Here is a 20,867-nt window from a genome sequence, read left to right as displayed (position 1 = left end):
CCCTTGAAGACCTTGGGACCGCGCATCACGATCTCGCCGCGCTCGCCGGGCGCCACGCTCCTGCCCGACTCGTCCCAGAGGTCGAGCTCGAGGTGCAGGCACGGCCGGCCGACGCTGCCCAGCTTGGTGATGATGCTGTCGCGGTCGAGGAACGTGTCACCGGACACCGTCTCGGTCATGCCGTACGCGTCGGCGAACCACGCCGAGGAGAACACCGACTGGATCCGCTCGATCAGTGGGATCGGCATCTTCTCCCCGCCGTTGATGACGACGCGCACCGAGGACAGGTCGCGGCGCTCGATGCCGGGCAGCGCCATGATCGCGTTGACCATCGCCGGCGCCAGCCACACCGTTGTCACCCGCGACCGCTCGATCTCCTCGACCACCGCGGCCGCGTCGAACGTCCGGTGGATGATCGTGGTCGCGCCGGCCGCGACGAGGGTCGTCGTCGTCAGGTCGAGCGCGCCCACGTGGTAAAGCGGCCCGCAGGCGAGGCCGATGTCGGCGCTGGTGAAGCCGAACTCGACGAGGTGCGCGAGGTTCTTCCACGCCAGGTTGGCGTGGGTGAGCATCACGCCTTTCGGCCGACCGGTCGTGCCGGACGTGTACATCAGCCGGTGCACGTCATCCCCGCAGACCGGCACCCGGGCAAGCGGCGCTGCGCCGTCACGCAGCGTCGCGAGCGGAGTCCAGCCGGCCGGCCCCGGATCGGGCACACAGACCTTCAGCAGACCGGTCGCGAGACCGTCGGCGGCCTCGTCGGCCAGTGCCGTCAACGCCTCGTCACACACGATCGCCTTCGCGCCGGAGTGGTCGAGGATGTAACGGACCTCCGCCGCCGCGAGCCGCCAGTTGATCGGCATCGCGATCGCGCCCAGGTAGTTGGCCGCGAACAGCGCCTCGAGGAACTCGTCGCAGTTGTAGGACAGCAGCGCCACGACGTCGCCCGCGGCGATGCCCCGCTCGGCGAGGCCGGCCGCGAGCGCCGCGACCCGGGAGGCGAGCTCGGCGTACGTCGTGGATCGCCCTTCGAAGACCGTCGCGACTCGGTCCGGGGAACGCACGGCGTGATGTTCGAGCACCGCGCACCAGCTGAGATCTGGCTCCATCGTCATGGCGCCGAATAGCCTCCGTCGACCACGAGCGCCGACCCGGTGGTCCAGCGTGCGGCGTCGCTCGCGAGGTAGGAGTACGCCGCCACCAGGTCCTCGGCGGCGCCGAGACCGAGCGGGTGCTTGCCGGCGATGGTGTCGATGGCCTGCTGCGGCAACCCGTCGTGGATGCCGGACAGGAACGTGCCCGGGCAGACGCAGTTGACCCGGATGCCGTCGCGGGCGTACTCGACCGCCGCGACCTTCGCGAGGGAGATGACGGCCGCCTTCGTGGCGCAGTACGGCGCCGCGTGCGACCACGCGGTCAGCCCCGACACCGAGGCGGTCAGCACGATCGAGCCCGACGCCTGGTGTCGCATCGTCGGGATCACCGCACGGATCCCGTTGACCGCGCCGAGCACGTTCACGCGGAACGCGCGCTCCCAGTCCTTGGTCGACAGGTTGTGGATCCGGCCGTTCGGTGAGAGCACACCGGCGTTGCTGACCAGCACGTCGATGCGCCCGAACCGCTCGACGGCGCGGCCGGCGACCGCCTCGACCTGCGCGATCTCGCTCACGTCCGCGAGCACCGTCTCGACCTCGCCCCGCTGTGGCGGCAGTCCGTCGATCGTCGCGGCGAGCGAGGCCTCACTGACGTCACTGAGCACCAGGTCCGTGTCCGCCTCGCCGGCGAACCGCGCCGACAGGGCGGCGCCGAGGGTGCCGCCGGCGCCGGTGATCACGACCACTCGTCGATCGGTCAAAGCGGCCCTTTCGTCGTTGTACCGATCAGTACACTAACGCCCGCCGTGGAGATCGCAGAGCAGGTCGAGATGTACCGCCGGATGCTGGTCATCCGCGGCTTCGAGCAGCGCGTCGCCGCGCTCTACCGCGACGGCGAGGTGCCGGGGTTCGTGCACCTGTCGATCGGCCAGGAGGGGTCGGCGGTCGGCGCGTGCTGGCCGCTGCGCGACGACGACGTCATCACCTCCACCCACCGTGGCCACGGCCACTGCCTGGCCAAGGGCCTGGATCCGCTCGGCATGTTCGCCGAGCTGATGGCCAAGGACGCCGGCACCAACCGCGGCCGCGGCGGGTCGATGCACATCGCCGACCCGCGGCGCGGCATCTTCGGCGCCAACGGGATCGTCGCCGCCGGCCTGCCGATCGCCGGCGGGGCCGCACTCGCGGCGCAGCTGCGCGGCAACGGCGCGGTCGCGGTGGCATTCTTCGGTGACGGCGCGGTCGCGCAGGGCGCCTTCCACGAGGCGGTCAACCTCGCGGCGGTCTGGCGGCTGCCGGTCGTGTTCTGCTGTGAGAACAACGGGTACGCCGAGTTCTCCCCCGCCGCGAACCAGCACGTGGCGACCTTCGAGCAGCGGGCCGCCGGATACGGCATCGGCTACGTCGGCGTCGACGGCACGGACGTGGTGGCAGTCGCCGAGGCGATGACCGGTGTCGTCGCACGGGCGCGCGCCGGCGAAGGGCCCACCGTCCTCGAGGCCACGACGTACCGCTGGCACGGCCACTACGAAGGCGACCCGCAGCGCTACCGGTCGCAGGAAGAGCTCGACGGTCTCGCCGCCTACGACCCGATCGCGTTGCACCGCACCCGCCTGCTCGCGGCCGGCGCCGCCGAGGACGAGCTCGCGGCCGTCGAGGACGCGGTCAGCGACGACCTCGACGCGGCGGTCGCCGCCGCCCGCGCGCTCGCCGAACCCGACGTCGCGGCGCTGCACGACTACGTCGTCGTCGACCGACGTGAGCGACCCGAGCCGCCGCCGCCCGCCGTGGACGCCCCGGTGTTCCGGGCGATGGACGCGGTCCGCACCGCGTTGGAGATCGAGCTGGAGACCGACGAGCGGGTGTTCGTCGCGGGCATCGACGTCGGCGACGGCGGCAACGTGTTCGGTCTCACGCGTGGCCTGCGCGAGCGTTTCGGCGACCGGGTCCGCGACACCCCGATCTCCGAGACCGCGATCATGGGCCTCGGCGTCGGCGCGGCGATGGCCGGTCTGCGTCCGGTCGTCGAGCTGATGTACCTGGACTTCCTCGGCGTGTGCCTGGACCAGCTGCTCAACCAGGCGGCGAAGCTGCCGTTCATGACCGGGGGCGCGGCCGAGATGGCGCTGACCGTGCGCACCCAGTTCGGCGCGGGGCGGTCGTCGGGCAGCCAGCACTCGCAGAGCCTGGAGGCGTTGCTCGCCCACATCCCGGGGCTCACCGTGGTGATGCCGTCGACCCCGGCCGACACCTACGGGTTGTTGCGAGCGGCGATTCAGGACCCGAACCCCGTCGTGTTCATCGAGAACCGCTTGCTCTACGGCATGAAGGGTCCCCAACCGTCACCCGAGCACGTGCTGCCGCTCGGCAAGGCCGCCGTCGTACGGCCGGGCACCGACGTCACCGTCGTGTCGGTCTCGCGGATGGTGCACGAGGCGGTTGCCGCCGCCGATGCGGTCGCGCCCGACGGCGTGTCGGTCGAGGTCATCGACCTGCGTACCGTCGCGCCGCTGGACATGGCGACCGTTCTCGAGTCGGTACGCAAGACCAACCGGCTGCTGATCGCCCACGAGGCCGTCGTACCGTTCGGCATCGGCGCCGAGATCGCGGCCACCGTCGCCCGGGACGCCCTCGACCACCTCGACGCGCCGATCGAACGGATCGGTGCCGCGCCGACGCCCCCGCCCTACGCCCCGGCCCTCGAGAAGGCGTGGCTGCCCGACCGCACCGACATCGCCGACGCGCTGCGCCGCCTCGCCGCCTTCTGACCGCTGCGCGGGCGCCCGTCAGAGCCCGAGGTTGCGGGCGATCACCACGTGCTGGATCTCGTTGGTGCCTTCGCCGATCTCGAGCACCTTGGCGTCGCAGTAGAACCGGGCGACCGGGGTGTCGAGCATGTAGCCGGTGCCACCGTGGATCTGCACCGCCTCCGACGCCGCGGACATCGCCAGCCGGCTCGCCTTGAGCTTCGCCATGGAGGCCTCCTTGAGGAACGGCTCGCCGGCGTCACGCAGGTACGCCGCCCGGTAGGTCAGCCACCGTGCCGCCTCGAGCTCGGTGGCGATGTCGGCGAGCTTGAACTGGACCGCCTGGAACTTCCCGATCGGCTGGCCGAACTGCACGCGCTGCCTGGCGTAGTCCGTCGCGAGGTCGAGGACCGCCTGGGTGAGGCTCAGCGAAAGGGCGGCGATCGAGATCCGGCCGACCTCGAGGGCGGCGAGGAACTGCCCGAGCCCGAGGTCCGGGTCACCCACGAGCTGGTCGCCCGGCACCCACACGTTGTCGAAGTAGAGCTGGCGGGTGTCCAGGCCGCGCCAGCCGATGCCGGGCATCTTCGGGCCCATCGTGAAGCCCGGGGCATCCTTCTCGACGACGAACGTCGCGTAGCCCTGGTCACGCTTGCCGGCCGCCGCGGGAGTGCGGGCGAGCAACGTCACCCCGAAGGACATGTCCGTCCCCGCGTTGGAGATGAACGTCTTCTGGCCGCTGATGCGCCAACCGTCGCCGTCGGGGACCGCCTGCGTGGCGATCCCGCGCGCGTCCGACCCGGCGCCTGGCTCGGTCAGCCCGAACGCGCCCAGCGCGCGTCCCTCGGCGAGTGGCCGCAGCCACCGCTCCCGCTGGGCGTCGTTGCCGAACAGCAGCAACGGCAGCGACCCGATCGTCAGGTGCGCCTGCAGCGCCGCCGCCACGGACTGGTCGGCTTGGCCGATCTGCTCGATCGCGGCGACGAACCCGACGGTCGAGATGCCGATGCCGCCCCACAGCTCCGGGACGAGCATCCCGAGCAGCCCGAGCTCCCCCATCTCGCGCAACAGGTCGGTCGGGCAGCGTGCTTCGTTCCAGGCGGCGGGTGCCCGCGGCGCGATCTCCTTCTTCGCGAAGTCACGGCACAGCTCGACCAGGTCTCGCTCCGTCGGCGTCAGCGAGAAGTCCATCCGGCGATCCTATTGGACCGATTGGTACAAGCTGTGCCCGTCCGGTGGACCCAGCGCGACGATGAGGTCGAAGACCTCGCGCGGATCCTGCAGCCGGTCGCCGTACGCCGCTCGCAGCTGGCTCATCCGATACCGCACCGTCTGCGGGTGGATGAACAGCTCGGCCGCGACGTCGTCACGACGGCCCTGGTGCAGTAGCCACGACCGCAACGTCTCGGCGAGCTTGGCGCGGCTTGCCGCCGGCAGCCCCGCGAGCGGCGCCAGCATCCGCTCCCGCAGGTCACTCGTCGCCTGACGGTCGGCGTCGAGCACGAGCCGGGTCAGATGCTGCTCGGTGTCGACCGGCGACTGATGTAGCTCGACCAGGCTCCACACCTTCGCTGCCCGGCGGAACGAAGTCGCGGCGTCGACCCACGGCCGCGTGGGTCCGACGACGGCCGGGCGGTTGCGCAGCAGCTGGAACAACGACGCCCGGCTCGTCGTGACGTCGGGCACCAGCAACGTCGTCACGTCCTCCGGCAGCTCGAGACCCGCCACGTCGGCGGAGAGCACGAGGGTTCGCCCGTCAAGCAGACCGGCCACACCGCCGGCATGCGCAGACGGCACGAGCACCGCCGTCAACGTCGCCGGCGGCTGCCAGTCCGCCCGGGCGGCTCGCTCCGCGAGCTCCTCAGCACCGACGTCGCCGATGAGCGCGCGGCCGAGCCGCTCCAGGTACTGAACGCGCACCCGGCCGCTGGTCGCGAGCTCGTCGTTGTGGCCCGAGATGCTGGCCGCCGACAGCTGGTCGATGTAGGCGAACACCAGCTCCGCGAACTGCACGACCGTGACCGGCGGTACGCCGTCGACGACGGCGAGCGCTCCCCACTCCCGCCAGGCGACGCGCGCCCCGACCCGGTAGGCGGCGAGCAGCGCGTTCATCGTGCGGCCCGACCGCGCCTCGCCGCGGCCCAGCGCGTAGGCGCCTTCGAGCGCCGCACTGATCGGGCCGCCCGCCTCGAGACCGGCGCCGCTCTCGACGAGCCGCAGGAACGTGCCCAGGGCGAGCTCCACCGCCCGGGTGATGTTGGCGCCGATCTCGCCGCGCTGCGGCTCGGCGTACTCCGCGACCTCGGCGACGATCGCCTCCCAGGTGCGCGCGGCCACCGTCGGCAGCTGGGCGTGCAGGCCGGCGACGATCTCCGGGGCGAGCTCGAGCCTGAGTGGTTCGTCGGGAGGTGCGGGCACGGTTCTATCATCTCCGAACAAATCATCGCCGTCATGCCACCCTGTTCGCGCAAGACATTGTCCACCACCGCGCGTCACGCTGGGGAACATGACGGTCCTCGAGTCAGTGAGCGCGCAGCGCACCAGGCTCCAGGGAGGCGTCGGTCGGCTGGCACGCCTGCTCACGACGCCACTGGTCCCGGCGGACTACGTCGACCTGTTCAGCCCACTGTCGTCGCCGGCGACGCTGCGAGCGCGGGTCGTCGAAGTCCGCCCGGAGACCCGCGACGCGGTGACCCTCGTGCTCCAGCCCGGACACGGCTGGCGCGGCCACGTCGCGGGCCAGTACATCCGCATCGGCGTCGACGTCGACGGGGTCCGTCAGTGGCGGGCGTACTCGCTGACCGAACCGCCCCGCCGCGACGGCCGGCTGACGATCACGGTCAAGGCGATCGAGGACGGCGTGGTGAGCACCCACCTGGTACGACGCGCCCGCCCGGGCCTGCTCGTCACCCTCGACCAGGCGACCGGCGACTTCACGCTGCCCAGCCGGCGCCCGGCGAAGGCGTTGTTTGTCACGGCCGGCAGCGGCATCACGCCGGTCATGGGCATGCTGCGCGATGGTCTGGACGACCTCACCGACGCGGTCATGGTGCACTGCGCGCCGACCGCGTCCGACGTCATCTACGGCGCCGAGCTGCGCCAGCTCGCGGCAAGCGGCAGGCTGCGCCTGGTCGAACGGCACGACGACGTCCACGGCATGTTGCGGATCGACCAGATCGCCGAGCTCGTGCCGGACTTCGCCGAGCGGGAGACCTGGGTGTGCGGCCCCACCGGGCTGCTCGACGCCGCGGAGGCGTTCTGGGCCGGGCACGGTATCGCCGACCGCATGCACACCGAACGGTTCCGCCCGACGATCGTCGTCCCCGGCGAGGGCGGCGCCGTCGCGTTCACCGCGAGCGAGGTCAGCGTCGACTGCGACGGCGCCACCCCGATCCTCACCGCCGGCGAAGCGGCCGGCGTGCTGATGCCGTCGGGCTGCCGGATGGGCATCTGCTTCGGCTGCGTCGTACCGCTGCGCGAAGGCGCGGTCCGCGACCTGCGTACCGGCGAGCTCACCACCGCCGCCGACGGCGACGGGATCAAGATCCAGACCTGCATCTCCGCGGCGGCCGGCGCCTGCCGCATCGACCTTTGACCCGCGCTCCCGAGGAGACGTTGGCATGACCGCCATCCAGCACCGCACCGACAACCCGATCGCACACCTGAGCGCCGAGGACATCGAGGCACTCGGCCGTGAGCTCGACGCGATCCGCGAGCAGATCATCGGCAGCCGTGGCGAGCGCGATGCGGCCTACATCCGCAAGGTCATCGAGACGCAGCGGCGCCTCGAGCTCGCCAGCCGGATCGTGCTGCTCGTGTCCCTGTTCCCACCCGCCTGGCTGGCCGGCACGATCGGCCTGTCGATCGCGAAGATCCTCGAGAACATGGAGATCGGCCACAACGTCATGCACGGCCAGTGGGACTGGATGCGCGACCCGGCGATCCACTCCTCCACCTGGGAATGGGACAACGCGACGCCGTCGGAAGCCTGGAAGCACTCGCACAACCAGATCCACCACAAGTACACGAACGTGCTCGGCAAGGACAATGACCTCGGCTACGGCATCATGCGCGTCGACGAGGACCAGCGCTGGTCGAAGTTCTATCTCGGCCAGCCGTTGTTCAACTTCGTCAACGCCTGTCTGTTCGAGTACGGCATCGCCGCCTACGACCTGGAGATCGGCAAGGTCATCAAGGGCCGCGCGGACAAGAAGGAGTTCAAGGCGAAGGCGAAGGGCGCCCTTCGCAAGATCCGCAAGCAGGCGACCCGCGACTACCTGCTCCACCCGTTGCTGTCGGGACCGTCGGCGCTGACGACGCTGACCGCCAACGCGACCGCGAACCTGGTGCGCAACCTCTGGTCGCACTCGGTGATCATGTGCGGCCACTTCCCCAAAGGCGTCGAGACCTTCACCCGCGACTCGATCGCCGACGAGACGCGTGGCGAGTGGTACCTGCGCCAGATGCTCGGCGCCGGCAACATCAGCGGCGGGCCGGCGTTGCACCTGATGACGGGCAACCTGTCGTTCCAGATCGAGCACCACCTCTTCCCGGACCTGCCGAGCAACCGCTACCAGGAGATCGCTCCGAAGGTGCGGGAGGTCTTCGAGCGGTACGGCCTGAGCTACGTCACCGGACCGTTCCCGCGCCAGCTGTTCTCCGCCTGGGCGACGGTGTTCCGGCTCGCGCTGCCCAACGACTTCTTCGGCGAGCGGGCGCCTGCCGTCGCCGTCGAGCCGGAGCCCGCCCTCGCCGCCTGATCAACTCCGATTAGGTTGAGCAGGTGCGATTCGGACTTGACGTAGCGCAGCAGCGGATCTCCTGGGACGAGCTGGTACGGCGGGTGAAGCTCGCCGAGGACCTCGGCTTCGACGGGGTGTGGGGCTTCGACCACTTCCAGCCGATGTACGGCGACGGGCCCGGCGAGACCTTCGAAGGAATGACGACGCTGGCGGCACTCGCCGGCGTCACGTCGAAGATCCGGCTGGGCCTGCTGGTCACCGGGGTGACCTATCGCCACCCGTCGGTGCTCGCGGCGCAGGCGCTGACGATCGACCACGCCTCGCACGGCCGCCTCGAGCTCTCGCTCGGCGCCGCGTGGTACGACAAAGAGCACACCGAGCTCGGCATCCCGTTCCCGCCGCTCGGCGAGCGCTTCGACCTCCTGGAAGACGCTCTGGAGATCGTGACGCGCCTCTACACCGGTGAGGTCGTCGACTACGCGGGGCACCAGGTCTCGCTGAACCAGGCCTACCTGCGCCCGCTGCCCGTGCAGCGACCGCACCCGCCGATCTGGATCGGCGGATCGGGGATGAAGCGCACGATCCCGCTCGCGGCGAAGTACGCCGACGTCTGGCACTCGTTCGGCTCGCCGAAGTCGATGGAGGAGGCCAACACCCACCTCACGAAGCTCGCCGAGCAGGCCGGCCGCGACCCGGCATCGATCACGCGCGCCGGCTCCCTGTCCCTCGACGACCTCGAGACCGCCCGCAAGCACGCCGGCAAGTGGCGTGACGCCGGCTACGGCTACCTGGTGTGTGGCTGGCCCGGTGACGGCGAGGCGAACGTCGAGGCGTTCGCCCGCGACGTGATGCCCGATTTCACCACCTGATCCGCGCCGGAAAGCGAAAGGAGCGTGCCGACTTTCGTCGGCACGCTCCTTTTTCGCTGATCGACTAGCTGGCGACCGCGATCACGTTGACGTGCGTGTTGTCCACCGTCGGCGCCTGGACTGCGAGCGCGCCGGCATGCTCAGCGGAGCAGGCCATCAGCACGTTGTAGCTGCCGGCAGCCTCAGTCGCACTCGCCGTGATCGGCACCTCGATGTCACCCGACGTACCGATGTTCCAGTACACGGACTGACTGGCCTGCTTCGAGCTGGCGAGGTTGGAGCCGGGCGCGCCGACGTACACCGAGCAGGACCCGCTCGCCGCCGCACCGTTGCCGCTGATGTCGATCGTGCCGCTGATCAGGAGCGTCGCGCCGCCAGCCGGCACCACCACGTCACCCGAGGCCGTCTGCGGGGCCACACCGCCCATGGTCTCGATGCCACCGACCACGACGTTGGTGCCGACCGGAGTGAGCGCAAGGTTGACTCCGATCGAGGCGTCGCCGGTCGCGGCAGTGACGGTCGTGCCTGAGGCGCCGCTCGTGCCACCGGTCCCGGCAGTGCCAGCGGGGCCCTGCGGTCCTGCCGGTCCTGCGGGACCTGCCGGTCCTGCCGGACCTGCCGGACCTGCCGGGCCCTGCGGCCCCGCGGGAGCCGGGTGATTGGTGAGATACCGCTTGATCAGGTGAGTGATCGTCGCGCGTTGTGATGCGCTGAAACCGCCCGACGCCGCAGCCGCAACGCCCCCGACGCTGGCGAGGATGACGGTCCCCGCAGCGACAGCGGCCACCCGCGACCGCAGTACAGATCCATTCCGCATTGCCCAACCCCCTGATGTCTGTGGCCCTACCGGCCGAGGTGCTCGGCAACCTAATGCCCCCGGTTCGCCGCCGCCAACGGCGTGCACGCTCATCTGTCGGGAACCTGACAGCATCACGCCGATGCCGCCTGTTTGAATACCGGTTGACTGATCGTCAGCCCGGCGTCAGGTGAGTCGCGGTCGTCGCCTGGATACTCACCACCGTCCGCCGTACCGAGACGTGGGGGTTTCACCGTGCCAGGCCTGTCGCGGCGGCGCTTCCTGGCCGCGAGTGCGGCGACCGCCGGCGCGGCTGTCGTTGGAGCCGGCTCGGCGTCCGCTGCGACCCCGAGGCAGCACAACCGACGCCGCCGGTACGGCGACCTGCGCGACATCGAGCACGTCGTGATCCTGATGCAGGAGAACCGCAGCTTCGACCACTACTTCGGGACGCTGCGCGGAGTGCGCGGCTTCGGCGACCGCTCGACGATCACCCTGCCCGGCGGGTATTCGGTGTTCCAGCAGCCGATCGGCGTGCAAGGCCTGCCGACGGTGCTGACCCAGTACCCGTGGCACCTCAGTGAGGCCCCGGCAGAGGAGTACCCGGGCTACAACCGGCCGTCGTCGGGCAAGCGAGGTGCCCAGGGGTACGGCGGCACGTCGCACAGCTGGGACGACCAGCACGGCGCCTGGGCCGGCGGGCTGATGAACGGATGGGTCGAGGCGAAGCTCGGCCTCACGACACTGGGCTACCTGGACCGCAGCGACATCCCGTTCCACTACGCGCTCGCCGACCTCTACACGGTCGGTGACGCCTACCACTGCTCGGTGCTGAGCTCGACCGGACCGAACCGCACGTATCTGTGGGGCGGCACGGTCGACGCCGCGCAGAAGCACAGCGGGTACACCGCCTACGAGGGAGCCGACGAGCTCGGCCGCTTCCTGCCGTGGGAGTCCTACGCGGAGACGCTGCAGAAGGCCGGCGTCAGCTGGCGGCTCTACCAGTGCATCGACAACTACGGCGACGCCGGGCTGCAGTACTTCAAGACCTTCGCCGAGCTCGACCCCGACCAGGGCGGCAAGGCCGCGCCCGGCAACCCGTACTACGAGGGCGGGGTCGCGCGCGTCGCGGAGCCGGTGACCGGCATCAGCGCCAACGCCGACAACCTGGCCAACGCCATCCGCGCCGACGTCAAGGCCGGGACCCTGCCCCGGGTGTCGTGGGTGGTGACCAACCAGGCGTTCTCCGAGCATCCGGACGGCGCACCGAACGACGGCGCCTACTTCGTCAACGGCGTGCTCGAAGCGCTCAACGCCGACCCGGACGTCTTCGACTCGACCCTGGTCATCATCAACTACGACGAGAACGACGGCCAGTTCGACCACGTGCCGCCGCCGGTCGCACCTCCCGACACGACCGACGAGTGGTACGACGAGTTGCTCGGCAGCGGCGGCTACGGGATCCTCTTCGGCGGCAATACCAACGCGGTCCCGGTGGGCCTCGGCTTCCGGGTGCCGCTCATCCTGGTCTCGCCGTGGACCCGTGGCGGCTGGGTGACCTCGGAAGTCTGCGACCACACCTCGGTGCTCCAGTTCCTGGAGAAGTGGACGTCCGCGCTCGGCAAGCCGGCGATCTGCCCCAACATCAGCGCCTGGCGACGCAAGGTCTGCGGCGACCTGACCCGCGCGTTCGACTTCGACGCACCGGTCTACGGACTCCCCCGCCTTCCCGCGACGTCGGTGACCGGCGACCCGCCGGGCGACGGCTACAGCCCGCCCGTGGTGAGCAACCGGATGCCGAGGCAGGAGCCGGGCACCCGACCGGCCCGGCCGCTGCCCTACCAACCCAACGCGAACCTCGTCGGCGTGCGCCTCGGTCTGGCGACCACAACCGTGACGATCTCGTTCAGCAACAACGGGCCGCACGTCGCGAAGGCCAGCCACTTCGCGGTCTACAACAACGCCTCGCTGAACCCGTCGTACGGCGACTATCCGCGCAACGCGCCCAGCCAGCACACCGTCGACCCGGTGCGCGACAGTGCGAAGCAAGCCGTCACTGCCGACGTCGAGCTGTTCGGCATCGCACTCCCCGGGCGCTACGACGTGACGGTGATCGGGCCCAACCGGTTCCTTCGCCACTTCACCGGCAACGCGTTGACCGGCGACGCCACCTCGCAGGTGAGCGCCGAGTACTACCCGCGCGGCCTTCACCACGACCCGGTCCTCGACCTGCACCTGCGCAACGCCGGCAAGCACCCCGTGACGTTCTCGATCCGCAGCGAGCACTACGGCCGCCCGCACACCGCCCGCGTGAGGGTGCCGGCGGGCAGCGAGCGACACCACTTGCTGGACCCGGTGGCGGCCAGCCACGGGTGGTACGACGTGACCGTCACGATCACCGGAGACGATTCGTGGTCACGCCGTTACGTCGGCCACCTCGAGACCGGCCGGCCCAGCATCACCGGCAGCTGAGGTCAGCCGGCGCCGCCGACCGCCTCGTGCTGCACGAAGTCCTTGGCGCGGATCAGGGCAAGGGCGAGCGCGCCGGCCACGAACGCGATGATCGCCGCGACCAGCAGGATCTCGTTCAACGCCGCCGTGAAGCTCGCTCGGGCCGCGTGCGCGGCGAGCTGCACCTGTTGCGGCGGGAGGTGCTTCAGATAGGAGGTCGCTTCGCCGTTCTGCAACGCGCCGGACAGCGCTTTCGCCTTGCCGGCGAGCGGGGTGTGCGCGAGCTGCTTGGTGACATCGCTGCCCGCCTTCTTCGAAAACAGCGTGCCGAGCAGCGCGATGCCGGTCGCGATGCCGACCTGGCGGAACGTCGAGTTGATCCCCGAGGCCATGCCTGCCCGCTGCGGCTGGACGACGCCCACCGCGGTCGAGGCCAACGGCGGGTTGATCATGCCGACCCCGACCCCGCCAACGATCATCCCCGGGATCAGATGGGTCCACGACGAACCGGCGGACAGCCCGCGCATCAGCAGCATCGACACACCCACGATGAGCAGACCGGGTCCGATCAGCAGTCGCACCGGCACGTGCGAGGACACCCGGCCGGCGATCGTCGCGACGACCAGGATCCCGCCCGAGAGAATCACCAGCCGCACGCCCGTCTGCAACGCGCTGTACTGCAGCAGGTCCTGCAGGTAGAGGGTGATGTAGAGCAGCATCGAGAAGATGCTCGCCGAGATCCCGAAGGCGGCGATCGCGCCGCCGCTGAAGGTCGGCAACCGGAACAGTGACAGCTCGAACATCGGGTGGGCGACGAATCGCTCGGCGACGAGGAAGGCAGCGATGAGGACGCCGCCGGCCGCGAAGCACGCCACCACCCGCGTCGAGCCGAAGCTGGTGAGACCGGCCTCGATCAGCGCGTAGATCACCCCGGCCAGCCCGGCGGTGAACAAGATGAAGCCCCACCAGTCGGGCTTGCGCGGCTGCGGGTCGCGTGACTCGTCGACGCGGAAGATCGTCAGCGCCAGCGCGCCGATGCCGATCGGCAGGTTGACGAAGAAGATGTAGCGCCACGACAGGCCGCTCACCAGTGCGCCGCCGAGGACCGGGCCGACCGCGACCGCGAAGCCGGTCGTCGCTCCCCACACGCCGAACGCGACGCCGCGGTCCTTGCCCCGGAACGCGTGGGCGAGCAGCGCCAGCGACACGGAGAACATCGTGGCGCCGCCGATGCCTTGCAGCGCTCGCGAGAGCTCGAGCATCACCGATCCCTGCGCGACCCCACAGAGCACGGACGCGACGGTGAACACCGCGAGGCCGACCACGTAGAGCCGTTTGCGGCCGTACATGTCCGCGAGCGCGCCGGTGGTCAGCAGCAGCGCCGCCAACGTCAGCGCGTAGGCATCGACGACCCACTGAAGGTCGGAGAAGCTGGAGTGCAGCTCGTCCTGGATCTTCGGCAGCGCAACGTTCACGATCGTGATGTCGAGCAGCAGCATGAAGGTGCCGAGGCTGACGGCGACGAGGGTCCACCACTTGTTGTTCTGGCTCGCGGAGGATTGAGACATTCCTCGAGTCTGCCCGTCGAGGGGCCGAGATCAACGGGAGGGTGGCGCCTCGACGCACGGCTGGTTGGACAGCCCCTTCGCGCCCGCTCCTCCGGTCGAGCAAGCCACGACGGTTTCGGGCGCATCGACGAAGACGCCGTATCCCGGCACTGCGCCCATGACCCGGTTGTCGACGAACTCGTTCCCGGTGCCGGTCCCGGCCGCGACCTGATGAGCGCTGAACCCGTCCTCAGGACTCACCGCTCCGGCGTTGTCCTCGATCAAATAGTCCGAGCCCTTCACGTTGACCCACGATGTCGCGGCGGAGGCGGCCATGCCGGTGCCGTCGAACCGGTTGTCCGCGACGACCCCGTCCGCGGTTCCCTCCTTGATGTCCACCGACTCCGCGGTGGTCCGCGCGATGTCGCACCAACGCACCGAGTCGCGGTCGGAGGCGTCGGCCCTGCCGTCCGTGTCGGAGGCCCAGTTGCTGTGCGCGGTTCCGACATAGACACCTTCGCCGTACGTCGGATCCAGCAGTCCGGTATCCCGAACGACGCAGCCTTCGACTACGTCCCACGAGGAGAACCGCCGCAGGTGAATCGCCTCGTCGCCGATGTCGTACACGGTGATCCGGTAGAGCACGTCGTGATCGCTGCCGTCGAGTACGACGCCCTTTGCCGCGTTGCGGACGGCGAAGCCGACCAGCCGCCACCACCGGGCCCCGTCGAGGTGAAGCCCGTAAGTGCCCGCCGCCGACGAGGTGGTCGGACCCGCTCCGAGGACGTCGATGATCGCGCGCGGCCCGCCGCACAGCCAGATCGGCCGGCGGTGTGTCCCCGATCCGGTCGCGTCGAAACCGCCGCGGTAGACGCCTGGCGCCATCCGGATCACCGCGCCCGGCGCGGCAGCCGACAGTGAGGCCTGCAGCTGACCACCGTCGTGCACGACGACGGTCGGATGGGGGCAGCGCAGCGGCGGCAGCCCGGCTGGCGGCGAGACCCGCGGCGGCGCCGCCGCCGTCGTCGTCGTCGGAAAACCTCTATCCGGCGCGGGGTGTCGGGGGGCACCGCCGGTCGCCACGACCAACACCCCAACCGCCACCGCCGCGAGGACGACCGCCGCGCCCGCAATCCAGCGCAGCACGCTCATCGTCGTGACGCGACGCGTGACTTCGTGACGTCGCCCACCGGTGACGGCTCACCCGTGCGCTGGAGCGGGAGCTTCGGCGATCCCGGCCGGTAGCGGCCCACGGCCAGCAGACCGAACAGGAAGATCATGATCACGCGCGCGACGGTCGGCCAGGTCAGGACAGGTTGGCCGTGGGTGGGCGCGCCCTGCATCCGACGCCACGTGGCGAGGTCGTCGTCGCGCACCGCAACCGTTCCCATCTGGACACCGGACGTCGCCACTGCCGACCAGCCGGCTCCGGAGAACGAGTTGCCGAACACCGCGCTGTCGCCGACCGATCCGGTGTAGCTGACGGCGTGGCGCAGCCGGTCGCCGTACACCGAGATCGCGACGTCGTTGCCCGACACGGTCACGCTGCTGTCACGGACCAGGACGGCGGTTGCGGTCTTGCGGATCTGGTTGTCGGCAACGTTCACGCCGTCGGCACCGTCGCGGACGTAGACCGCGCGTTGCGTGAGGCCGGACATGGTGTTCGCGTCGATCGCGACGTGCTCAGCCGCGCCGCTGACGATGACACCGATCGGACCATCGGCAACCGTGCTCGACCGCACCGACGAGTCGACGACCTCGTTGAGGTCGACGCCCGCGACCTCGTTGCCGATCGCAGAGGCCGCGGTGAGCTGCGCGCCGGCAACCACGGTGCCGGCAAGCGACCGACCGTCCACGGTGAATCCGTATCGCCGATTGGCGGTCGCGGTGTCCGAGTCCAAAGCGATGCTGCCGGATCCCCCGCGGACGCTGAACCCGTCCAGCCCGTTCTGCTGCGCCGAGTCCCGCGACACCACCGAGTCGAGGGGCGGCTGATGCAGCTCGAGCCCCGACAGCAGGTTGTGGCCGAACGTCGACCCCGTCACCGCGAGCCGGCTCGCTCCCGTGACGAGCAGCCCGTCGACGCCTCCGACGAACTCCGAGTCGCGCACGTCGACGTCGGGAAGCAGGCCGGCAAGCTTGGGCGAGGTGGCGCGACTGGCGACCACGCCACTCGTCGGGCCTGCCGAGAAGCCGAGTGAGACGAAGCGTCCGTCATTGACCGACAGGGACCCGCCGACGGCGCGCACGTAGGCGCGTCCGTCGGCGATCCGGCCGTCGACCGTCTTCGCCTGTGGATCCCACGACTCGACCGTGACCGGCGCCTGTTTCGACCCGGCCAGCTCGATCCGGCCGCCGAACGACATCACGCTGACGAACCCGTCGGAGCCGGACAGCAGCCGGACCGTCAGCGGATCGCGTCCCGACGCCAGCCGCAGCGTCGCGCCCGACTGCACCAGCACGTTGGCACGCACCAGGTAGACGCCGCGGCCCTCAACCGCGACCGCCCCGCGCGCCAGCCGCTGAAGGGACGCCAGGCCGTACGGCGCACGACGTGGCGCGAGAACGACCGTGGGAATCGGTGCGCCTGGTTGCAGGTACGCCGCCGGGGTGGCGCCGATCGCCTGTGCGCGCGCGAGTTGGAGCGCAGCCAGGTTCGCGAGCTGCGCCGCCCGCGAGTTCTCCTGCGCCGCGAGGTCGATCGGGCCGACGTCCGGCGGCAGCGGCCACTGCGCGACGGACGCCGGCGAGCCGGGCACCCCTGACTCGGGCGGGGCAGGCACGCCCGGCCTGATGACTCCGGCAGCCACCGCGACGCCGGACCCGGCGAGGAACATCGCGACCACCGCGACCGCGCGTCGGCTCGGGCGGCGCATCAGACGGCCGTTGCTGGTCGGATCGTCGGGGCGGTGCCGCCGCGGGTCAACCACCCTTGCCGGTTCATGGTGAGCATCGCGTAGCCCTTGACCGGCAGCGCGATCACGATCGCCACGACGGTCACGAGCGGCAACAGCAAGATCTCGCCGGGATGGCGGATGAGATGTGACGAGCCGCGGATGCCGCGGGCGACGAGCAGGGACGCGATCGAACCGACGACCGCCTGCGTGGTCGGGTGTGAGAAGTCCAGCCGATACGCGAACAGGAAGTAGATCGTCAGGCTGATGGTGATCGGAGTCAGCATGATCTGAGCGACCGTCACCCTGGTGACCAGAGGCGTCGACCAGAGCCAGCCGTTGTAGATCGCGGTCAGATACGTCCGGTAGCTGTTGCGGCTCCAGCGCACCCGCTGCTTGAGGAACGTCCGCAAGTCATCCGGGAACACGCTTTCGGCCCGGGCGGAAGGCTGGTGCGTGCACCGGTATCCCTGCGAGAGCACGAGCCAGGTGAGCCGTCCGTCGTCGCCGCTGATGCAGCGCCGGCCGAGGAAGTCCTCGTTCTCCATGTCCTTGATCACCGGCTTGACCACCGACGTGCGGTAGGCGACGGTGCGGCCGGACAAGCACGACACCGCACCCTTGCGCGCCATCGCAGGGACGTAGTTGTAGTAGCGCAGGTTCATGAGCCAGTCGGCGACCCGGCGCCAGATCGAACCCGTTCGCTCGAAGACGTTCTGCTGGCTTCCCACGCCACCGACCGCCGGATCGGCGAACGGCATCTGGATGGCGTCGAGCAGGCCCGGCAGCCAGCTGGTGTCGGCGTCGCAGAGCACCAGGATCTCGCCCGTCGCCGCGCGCATCCCGTGCCCGAGCGCCGACCGCTTTCCGGCGTGACGGAAGGGCAGTACTTGCAGCTCGGGATGCTGTGCTGCTGCGCGTTCCAGCACCTCGATGACCTCCGTGTCGGCGACGTCCGGGACGACGATCAGCTCGGTCGGCCGTTGTTCGAGCCAGCTGGCGAGACAGCGTTCGATGACCGCTGGATCCTCGCGGAAGGTCGGTACGACGACTGACGTCGTCGTACGGAACTCGTTGACGACCGGCTTCATGAACGTCGAGGACACGACGCGGTAGATCCAGATGCCCCACACGAGCAGGCCGGCGACCGCGAATGGGAGATAGCGGTGCCAGGCGGCGGAGCCGAGGAGCAGATGAAGCGGAGCGATATGCATCGCGATCAGTCCGCCGTCGAGAGCAGGCGGGCCGCCGCCCGGCGGCGCTGTTTGGGGATCTCGACGGGCATGGCCTTGGCCGGCGCCGGCACGGGCGTCGGCGCTGCCGGGATCGCGGACAGGTCGCCGGCTCCGATGTCGAGCACCGAGGCCCAGTCGAGCGCAGGCGCGGCCTCGAGCACGCCGAGCGGGTCAGGGTGGGTCTGCGCCGCCTGCTTCGCGGGCGCGTACAACCGCGCCTTCAGCTGAATCGCGATGTCCACTATCGACGTACGGACGCCGATGAACGCCGACAACGCGTAGAAGGTGAGCAGCGTGTTGACGGCCGAGTAGCCAGCCGCGACCCACAGCCGTTGATGGGCGTACCGCGCGAACTCGAACCCGGCCATCACGAGGATGAGGTACGGCGCGACGCTGAAGGTCAACGGCGGGACGGTGCGACGCAGCACCTTCGGCGTCCGGCCGAACGCGCTCTTCTCGCCGGTGACCGCCTGCACGATCGAGTTCGCAACCCCCGCGAGGTTCACCGGCAACAGCAGCATGTTGAACGCGTAGACCCGCAGCGCGTCGAGCCGCTTGTAGCCGTAGTACTTGAGGTCGCTCGCCTGGCACACGAAGTACGGCAACGCGATGGCGCCGAGCAACGCCGCACTCACCTGGCTGCTCGACGGATAGACGAGCAGCAACACGACGAGGCTGATGGAGCACCACGCGATCGATGCCATGTAGTTGGCCCGCAGCACGACCTCGCGCAGGCGCAGGCGCTCACCGCGCATGCGCATTGCCTTGCGCTGCTGCCACAGCCGATGCAGGATCAGCAAGCCGCCGTTGGCCCAGCGGCGGCGCTGGATGCACAACGATCCGAAGTCCGGCGGCGTCGCGCTGTAGGCCAGGCGCTCCGGGTAGCTGAGCAGGTTCCAGCCGTGGATTCGCAGGTCGATGCTGGACTCGGTGTCCTCGATGACGGTGTGGTCCTGGACGTAGCGGCGGATCTCGAAGTCGCCGTCGTAGCTGACCTCGCAGATCTCGTCGAGCGCCCGCTTGCGCAGGATCGCGTTGGCGCCGACCCAGAACGCCGCGTCGTGGCGCGCCATTCCCTGGTGGACGATGTACTGCAGGTCGGTGGTCGCCCCCGCGATCCGTTCGAGCCGCGTCTCCGCGCCCGGGAAGGCCGTGTACGGCGTCTGCATGACGGCGACGCGGGCGTGTTCGGTTTGCTCGAGCAGGTACACGAGCCGGGCGCAGTACTCCGGCATGATCACGCTGTCGGCGTCGAGGGTCAGCACGTAGTCGGGATCGGGGATCACGAGGTCGGCGTCCGAGGACCCGCACCGCTGGAGCACGCGGCCGAGCGACGTCACCCGGTCGCGGTAAGCGCCTCCCATCAGGCCGAGATAGCTGTTGAGGTTCATCGCCTTGTTGGATTCGTGAGACAGCGAGGCGTACTGCTTGCGCTCGAAGCACGAGAGGTCCGCGCGGAACGTCCAGGCGAGGCGTCGCACGAGCGCATGTACCCGCGCCCGCGGGATCGTCCGGCCTTCGTCAATCGCGGCGCGCACCGCCGCGCCGGTCAGCCGGAAGTCGGCGGCGAGGCGCAGCAGGATGCTGTCGACGAAGAACTCGTCGGCGTGGTCGTCAGGCTCGAGGTCCACCGCGAAGCGGGCGAGCCAACTGGTCGCCTGCTCGTAGAGCCGCGCGACGGTGTCAAGAGCGTCCTTGCCGAGATGATCCGCCCGCTCGAGCTCGAGCAGAGCCTCCTCGAAGTCACGGGCCGGCTCGGCGAGCAGGTCGGAGAGCTCGCCGATCAGCGTGCGCGTCGCCGCCAAGGACGCGGCGTCCTTGGCGTCTTTTGGGTTCGGCGGGTCGTCGAGAAGCAACACCACCCGCAGGTCGGGGAACTCCTGGAGTGCCGCCGACAACATCGTGTTGCGGACCACCCGCAGGTCCTCCCGGTAGGACGGGACGAGTGCGGTGAGGCTGGGCCGCTTGCTCGCGAAGAACTCATCGAGCTCCACCCGTGTCACCCGTCGATGGGCGCGACTACGGGCAAAGAACGCGAGTCGGCTCACCAGGTACGCCAGCGACGACGCGGTGATCATCGTGACGATCACCCAGCACAGCACCGACACCGCGCGCGTGGCGGGCGCCATCGCGGCGGTGAGCTCCTGCGCCACGAAGAAGTACCCGTACGTTGCCCAGGCCAGCAGGATCACGACGACCGCGGCGCGGCCGGCGGTCAGCCGCCGCTCACTGACGGGAGGCGGCAGCAGCGACGGGGTCGTGCCACGGCGGTCCGAACCCACCTGCCGACGGCGAAACCCTCGTGACGCCCGGATCGCCTGGATCTCCGCCTGATGCACGCGTTGTCACCCTCTCGGCCGCTGAAGCACGTGTTCGGATGATCCGCGTGCAGACGACAAACCTGAAGTCGAATCGGCGACTTTGAGCAAAAGTGATGACCCGGATAGTGCGGTCAGACCAGCCCTTTCGAGTCAACACAAAATCGCGCCGAA

The 20,867-nt window shown here is 70.0% G+C and carries 15 protein-coding genes; 5 read left to right on the top strand and 10 right to left on the bottom strand.

The features are described 5' to 3' along the window. Positions 1-1,115: AMP-binding protein (locus VG899_14700; GenBank protein ID HWA67608.1), on the bottom strand; the 1,115-nt coding region annotated here is incomplete at its 3' end. Then, positions 1,112-1,855: an SDR family NAD(P)-dependent oxidoreductase gene (locus tag VG899_14695; GenBank protein ID HWA67607.1), complete on the bottom strand. Its 744-nt coding sequence runs from the start codon at positions 1,853-1,855 to the stop codon at positions 1,112-1,114. The genes VG899_14695 and VG899_14700, both read right to left, overlap by 4 nt. Before the next feature lie 45 nt (positions 1,856-1,900). On the opposite strand from VG899_14695, the gene VG899_14690 reads away from it, so the two are divergent. Continuing rightward, a complete protein-coding gene (locus VG899_14690; protein HWA67606.1) occupies positions 1,901-3,862 on the top strand; it encodes a dehydrogenase E1 component subunit alpha/beta in 1,962 nt (653 codons plus the stop codon). 18 nt (positions 3,863-3,880) lie between these two features. On the opposite strand, the gene VG899_14685 is transcribed toward VG899_14690, so the two are convergent. Together VG899_14685 and VG899_14680 are read right to left on the bottom strand one after the other, a co-directional pair. Continuing rightward, a complete protein-coding gene (locus VG899_14685; protein ID HWA67605.1) occupies positions 3,881-5,032 on the bottom strand; it encodes an acyl-CoA dehydrogenase family protein in 1,152 nt (383 codons plus the stop codon). A 9-nt stretch (positions 5,033-5,041) separates the two neighbouring features. Further along, on the bottom strand, positions 5,042-6,259 hold the full coding sequence (locus VG899_14680; GenBank protein HWA67604.1) for a helix-turn-helix domain-containing protein: 1,218 nt from the start codon (positions 6,257-6,259) through the stop codon (positions 5,042-5,044). Between the two features lie 88 nt (positions 6,260-6,347). On the opposite strand from VG899_14680, the gene VG899_14675 reads away from it, so the two are divergent. The 3 genes from VG899_14675 to VG899_14665 are packed head-to-tail and all read left to right on the top strand — an operon-like array spanning position 6,348 to position 9,452. Continuing rightward, positions 6,348-7,436 carry a ferredoxin reductase gene (locus VG899_14675; protein HWA67603.1) on the top strand — a complete coding sequence of 363 codons (1,089 nt, stop codon included), beginning with the start codon at positions 6,348-6,350 and terminating at the stop codon, positions 7,434-7,436. A gap of 25 nt (positions 7,437-7,461) precedes the next feature. Then, the gene (locus tag VG899_14670) at positions 7,462-8,601 is read left to right on the top strand and encodes an acyl-CoA desaturase (protein HWA67602.1); all 1,140 of its coding nucleotides are present in this window, start codon (positions 7,462-7,464) and stop codon (positions 8,599-8,601) included. A gap of 23 nt (positions 8,602-8,624) precedes the next feature. After that, positions 8,625-9,452: a TIGR03560 family F420-dependent LLM class oxidoreductase gene (locus VG899_14665; GenBank protein HWA67601.1), complete on the top strand. Its 828-nt coding sequence runs from the start codon at positions 8,625-8,627 to the stop codon at positions 9,450-9,452. A gap of 64 nt (positions 9,453-9,516) precedes the next feature. Here the strand turns inward: VG899_14665 and VG899_14660 are convergent, their stop codons facing one another. Further along, positions 9,517-10,239, bottom strand: coding sequence for a hypothetical protein (locus VG899_14660; protein ID HWA67600.1), 723 nt, complete (start codon positions 10,237-10,239; stop codon positions 9,517-9,519). A 264-nt stretch (positions 10,240-10,503) separates the two neighbouring features. On the opposite strand from VG899_14660, the gene VG899_14655 reads away from it, so the two are divergent. Next, a complete protein-coding gene (locus VG899_14655) occupies positions 10,504-12,720 on the top strand; it encodes a phospholipase C, phosphocholine-specific (protein ID HWA67599.1) in 2,217 nt (738 codons plus the stop codon). Between the two features lie 2 nt (positions 12,721-12,722). Here the strand turns inward: VG899_14655 and VG899_14650 are convergent, their stop codons facing one another. Genes VG899_14650 through VG899_14630 form a run of 5 tightly spaced genes read right to left on the bottom strand, consistent with a single transcriptional unit; the run spans position 12,723 to position 20,714 of the window. After that, positions 12,723-14,267, bottom strand: coding sequence for an MFS transporter (locus tag VG899_14650; protein ID HWA67598.1), 1,545 nt, complete (start codon positions 14,265-14,267; stop codon positions 12,723-12,725). Positions 14,268-14,297: 30 nt separating this feature from the next. Continuing rightward, complete coding sequence (locus tag VG899_14645; protein ID HWA67597.1) at positions 14,298-15,398, bottom strand: right-handed parallel beta-helix repeat-containing protein; 1,101 nt, start codon at positions 15,396-15,398, stop codon at positions 14,298-14,300. After that, a complete protein-coding gene (locus tag VG899_14640; protein HWA67596.1) occupies positions 15,395-17,122 on the bottom strand; it encodes a right-handed parallel beta-helix repeat-containing protein in 1,728 nt (575 codons plus the stop codon). The genes VG899_14645 and VG899_14640 overlap by 4 nt, the downstream gene beginning before the upstream one ends. Continuing rightward, positions 17,122-18,354 (bottom strand): glycosyltransferase, encoded by a 1,233-nt coding sequence (locus tag VG899_14635; GenBank protein ID HWA67595.1) that lies wholly within the window; start codon positions 18,352-18,354, stop codon positions 17,122-17,124. The genes VG899_14640 and VG899_14635 overlap by 1 nt, the downstream gene beginning before the upstream one ends. A 5-nt stretch (positions 18,355-18,359) precedes the next feature. Next, positions 18,360-20,714, bottom strand: a complete 2,355-nt coding sequence (locus tag VG899_14630; GenBank protein HWA67594.1) for a glycosyltransferase family 2 protein — start codon at positions 20,712-20,714, stop codon at positions 18,360-18,362. Positions 20,715-20,867 lie beyond the last annotated feature (153 nt).

Source organism: Mycobacteriales bacterium (assembly GCA_035550055.1).
In the GTDB taxonomy this organism is placed as follows: domain Bacteria; phylum Actinomycetota; class Actinomycetes; order JAFAQI01; family JAFAQI01; genus DASZTV01.
This window is presented reverse-complemented; position numbering and strand designations above follow the sequence as displayed.

What these genes read in the sequence shown, in the direction of transcription:
- VG899_14685 (HWA67605.1), bottom strand. Translation starts at nt 5,032, where the DNA reads ATGGACTTCTCGCTGACGCCGACGGAGCGAGACCTGGTCGAGCTGTGC.
- VG899_14675 (HWA67603.1), top strand. Translation starts at nt 6,348, where the DNA reads ATGACGGTCCTCGAGTCAGTGAGCGCGCAGCGCACCAGGCTCCAGGGA.
- VG899_14670 (HWA67602.1), top strand. Translation starts at nt 7,462, where the DNA reads ATGACCGCCATCCAGCACCGCACCGACAACCCGATCGCACACCTGAGC.
- VG899_14650 (HWA67598.1), bottom strand. Translation starts at nt 14,267, where the DNA reads ATGTCTCAATCCTCCGCGAGCCAGAACAACAAGTGGTGGACCCTCGTC.
- VG899_14645 (HWA67597.1), bottom strand. Translation starts at nt 15,398, where the DNA reads ATGAGCGTGCTGCGCTGGATTGCGGGCGCGGCGGTCGTCCTCGCGGCG.
- VG899_14640 (HWA67596.1), bottom strand. Translation starts at nt 17,122, where the DNA reads ATGCGCCGCCCGAGCCGACGCGCGGTCGCGGTGGTCGCGATGTTCCTC.
- VG899_14635 (HWA67595.1), bottom strand. Translation starts at nt 18,354, where the DNA reads ATGCATATCGCTCCGCTTCATCTGCTCCTCGGCTCCGCCGCCTGGCAC.